This window comes from Crocosphaera watsonii WH 8501 (genome assembly GCF_000167195.1).
Taxonomy (GTDB): Bacteria; Cyanobacteriota; Cyanobacteriia; order Cyanobacteriales; family Microcystaceae; genus Crocosphaera; species Crocosphaera watsonii.
This window is the reverse complement of sequence record NZ_AADV02000310.1, coordinates 1-2,274: the sequence shown is the minus strand read 5'-3', so window position 1 is coordinate 2,274 and position 2,274 is coordinate 1. Positions and strand designations below refer to the sequence as shown.

Below are 2,274 nucleotides of genomic sequence, written 5' to 3'. Positions count from 1 at the left end.
CTGGCGCACAAGTCGCATCTAAAATTAGTTTACCTTTATTTTTTATTTTTTCTCCTTTTTATTGGAGACAATCCTTTTTTTTTACTTCTTTATCACTCTTGTCTATTTCTCTTTTTACTATTTTTTTATTGATTTTGTTTATCAATTCTCCATCAATTCTTTTCCTAAAATGAACTAGCATTGAAGATTCCAGTGGTGGCTCTTGTTGATAACAATTTAAACCTATAAAGTATTCTAGATAGGGATTTTCTCTAATCTGTTCTATAGTTTCTCTATCACTTGTTCCTAATTTTTCCTTAATAATTAATGTCCCTAATGCCATTCTAAATAGTTTGGCTGGCGCACCTTTTTCTGCTGAAAAAAGTTTAGCATATTCTTCCTCAAAATCATCCCAAGGTATCAACTCTGCCATGATTACCCAACGATTATTGGGGGACAATTTGCCCTCGAAAGGTAATTCAAATTTTTCTGGGGGCGGTAAAGGTTGCTCCTCTTTTCGATACATTTGTTCTTGACCAACAACTGGGAGGTGTTTCTACCAATTATAGCGGTTTGTAGCCGACAAAGCTGATCTTTTTTGCGATCGCGAATATGGGTGTAACCTTTTAAAGAATAGGGTTTTGCTTTTATTCAGCAAACCCTAATTAATCCTATTATTTTGCAACAACCTCCCCTAAGTGAGTTAGCTATTGGGGGATGGGAAAAAAAGGAAAACCCTATTAAGCAAATTCCCCTTAATAGTTTGATTCACTATCAAATTCAGTTACCTCAAGGGGGTTATTTACTGTTATTAGAAAAGTTTAGTAACAGTGCGGACGTATATTGTTTATGTCCGTCTTCTGTTAGTCCATCGTTTGAGTTTGATACAGGGGAGGTTATTCTACCTCAGAAAACAAAGCATTATTCTAAAGATCATTTTACTGTTGAAGGTTCAATCGGTATTGAAGAGGTTTTAGCCGTTATTAGTCCCGTTAAACCTAAGTTAGACTGGTTACCAAAATTACAAGATAAACCCTTGTCTTTGACGGAGAAGCATTTACAAAGTTTGATAACAATGGTGAATATGCAATAAGAAACACAGGTTTTCTGGACAAGATACCAAATTGTTTAACCGTCTCACTCCCCCCACCCTTAACACTATTCTATAGCAATCAGTAATGGTTCATGAGATTCTCGAGATCCCCCCTTTATTTCCCCCTTTAGTTCCCCCTTTAGTTCCCCCCTTAATAAGGGGGGTTAGGGGGGATAAGTTTCAATATTAATTCTCACAACTGATAAATGATTGCTATATAATCAATGAGGAAAACTGATAACTGTTCACTGTTCACTGTTCACTGTTCACTGATTAAAAACATCCCTATGAACGAACAACAATTTAATCAATACACCCAACTTATAGGTTTATTCCTCTACTGTAACAATGAGGAAGAAAGGGAAAAAATATTACAAGATAATGCTGCAATCATTGATGAGCAGTTTATCACATTTCTGGAAAAATATGCTAGATTCTTGGCTGAAAAAGGACAACGGGATAAGGCCAATAAAGTGACTCAATTATTCCAATTCTTATATGAAGAGTTAATCCTTACTCCCTGCGTTTACTTAATTGATACCCTTCTCAGTTGTTCCAACCAAGAGGAGTTGATGGAAACCCTACAACCCAGATTCCGCACTTCAAAATGTAGTATAAAAAATACATAGTTTTAAAAAGTCCGAAAATCATACCTGGGCAAGAATATTTCTCTTTTCATTAAATTTTTAGGAAAAATAATCAAATTAAGAAGATTTATACTCATTGAAAACTTAGCAAGACTCAGCACAAACGAAGGAGAGTTTCCTCTTCTCATTTGATATCATTAGACTCTTATTCTTTTATTATTTTTGCTTTATCCAATTCAATTTATAGATAATATCTTTGACAAGATGCAGGTAATAAACTCAATATAAAACGCCTTTCTTCTGTTAAATTGACAATTTGTTTAACTCCGTTTAAAATCACATAATGAATACCTTGAAAACATTGAAATATCCACCTCAAAGTCGGACGCAATGTTACTTTTCCTACTTGATTATTTATTCCTTTTTTGACTCTTTTTAAACAGTTTCTTAATTCTCTTTGCCCCAAGTTATAAATCAACAAACACAAAGACATTAAAAATAACATTGTTTCTATTCTTTCTGGTTTTTCAACGAAGAAACTATCAGTAAAAAATAAGGGATCTTTCAAAAATCGAAATCCTCTTTCCGTAGATTGCTGGTTTTTATAAGTTATCA

Annotated in this window: 2 protein-coding genes and 2 pseudogenes; 2 read left to right on the top strand and 2 right to left on the bottom strand. The window is 33.7% G+C overall.

The features are described from left to right. Positions 1–61: 61 nt before the first annotated feature. A pseudogene (locus CWATDRAFT_RS31245) lies at positions 62–505 on the bottom strand (IS5 family transposase); the annotation flags it as partial. 153 nt (positions 506–658) lie between these two features. On the opposite strand from CWATDRAFT_RS31245, the gene CWATDRAFT_RS31240 reads away from it, so the two are divergent. Together CWATDRAFT_RS31240 and CWATDRAFT_RS40880 are read left to right on the top strand one after the other, a co-directional pair. Further along, on the top strand, positions 659–1,072 hold the full coding sequence (locus tag CWATDRAFT_RS31240; RefSeq protein WP_007308677.1) for a DUF4384 domain-containing protein: 414 nt from the start codon (positions 659–661) through the stop codon (positions 1,070–1,072). Between the two features lie 287 nt (positions 1,073–1,359). Further along, the gene (locus CWATDRAFT_RS40880) at positions 1,360–1,701 is read left to right on the top strand and encodes a hypothetical protein (RefSeq protein ID WP_042713053.1); all 342 of its coding nucleotides are present in this window, start codon (positions 1,360–1,362) and stop codon (positions 1,699–1,701) included. A 199-nt stretch (positions 1,702–1,900) separates the two neighbouring features. Here CWATDRAFT_RS40880 and CWATDRAFT_RS31230 read toward each other — a convergent pair. Continuing rightward, positions 1,901–2,274, bottom strand: a pseudogene (locus CWATDRAFT_RS31230) (IS1634 family transposase); the annotation flags it as partial.

Coding starts and splice junctions, on each gene's coding strand:
- CWATDRAFT_RS40880 (WP_042713053.1), top strand. CDS start 1,360: ATGAACGAACAACAATTTAATCAATACACCCAACTTATAGGTTTATTC.